Source organism: Actinacidiphila sp. bgisy145, assembly GCF_057708125.1.
Genome location: NZ_JBYIRL010000126.1, coordinates 1 through 685, shown reverse-complemented (window position 1 = coordinate 685; position 685 = coordinate 1). Strand labels below are relative to the sequence as shown.

The 685-nt window shown below is 69.9% G+C and carries 1 protein-coding gene; it reads left to right on the top strand.

The annotated features are described in order from the left end of the window. Nucleotides 1–25 precede the first annotated feature (25 nt). Nucleotides 26–685 (top strand): polyketide synthase dehydratase domain-containing protein (locus tag AC3ERT_RS36590; RefSeq protein WP_435179503.1); only part of this gene is annotated, 660 nt, incomplete at its 3' end.

Sequence of the window (685 nt, the reverse complement as noted above, 5' to 3'; positions counted from 1 at the left end):
TGGTGGGGAGGGTGGGGCCCGGAGGGTGGCTTTGCCGACGTATGCGTTCCAGCGTCAGCACTACTGGCCGAAGTCGGTCGCCGGTCGTGGGGATGCCTCCTCAGCTGGTCAGCAGCGGGTCGGGCATGCGTTGTTGGCGGCTGCGGTGTGGCTGGCCGATGGTGATGGGTTGGTGTTGACGGGTCGGCTGTCGCTGGCTGCGATGCCGTGGCTGGCCGACCACGCGGTCCACGGCACGGTGCTACTACCCGGCACCGCATTCGTCGACCTGGCCGTCCACGCCGGCGACCTGGCCGGGTGCGGTGTCCTGGAGGAACTGACGCTCCAGGAGCCCCTGATCCTTCCGGGTTCTGGTGGCGTGCAGTTGCAGGTCCGTGTCGGTGACGGCGATGGTCCGCGAACGGTCACGGTCTCCTCTCGCGAGGGGGAGGGCGAATGGGTGCGGCACGCCGTCGGTCTGCTGGCCCCGGCCGATGGTGAGCCTGCTCCGGATCGGCTGTCCGTGTGGCCTCCGGCGGGTGCGGTGGCGGTCGCGGTCGACGATGCCTACGAGAGGCTGGCTCGACGCGGTTACGGTTACGGTCCGGCGTTCCAGGGGCTGCGGCAGGTGTGGCGTGCCGGGGACACCGTCTACGCCGAGGTGGAACTGCCCCAGGTCATCGACTCCGATGCGGCTGGGTTCGGT